The organism is Paraburkholderia sp. JHI2823, assembly GCF_038900695.1.
GTDB classification, from domain to species: Bacteria; Pseudomonadota; Gammaproteobacteria; order Burkholderiales; family Burkholderiaceae; genus Paraburkholderia; species Paraburkholderia mimosarum.
Genome location: NZ_JAYMRY010000325.1, coordinates 1 through 405, shown reverse-complemented (window position 1 = coordinate 405; position 405 = coordinate 1). Strand labels below are relative to the sequence as shown.

The following is a 405-nucleotide window of genomic DNA, read 5'->3' as shown; positions in this document are numbered from 1 at the left end:
GCCATCGTGCACGGCGACTGGCCGCCCGAACTCGCGCAGGCCGTCTGCGCCGCCTACCGGACGCTCGGCGAGCGCTGTGGGGGCGCCGACGCTGACGTCGCGGTCCGTTCGAGCGCCACGGCCGAAGATCTTCCTGATGCGAGCTTCGCCGGTCAGCAGGAAAGCTTCCTCAACGTGCGTGGCGAGCGGGCGCTGCTCGATGCGTGCCGGCGCTGCTACGCGTCGCTGTTCACCGACCGGGCCATCGTCTATCGAACGACGAAGGGTTTCGACCACATGCAGGTGGCGCTGTCGATCGGCGTGCAACGGATGGTGCGCTCCGATCTCGGCGGCGCCGGCGTGATGTTTTCGATCGACACGGAAACCGGCTTCGACAAGATCGTGCTGATCAATGCAGCCTGGGGC

General features: G+C 67.4%; 1 protein-coding gene. It reads left to right on the top strand.

Translation table 11 applies throughout. The features are described 5' to 3' along the window. The coding region (locus tag VSR34_RS38845; RefSeq protein ID WP_342965292.1) for a PEP/pyruvate-binding domain-containing protein at nt 1-405 on the top strand (405 nt) is incomplete at both ends.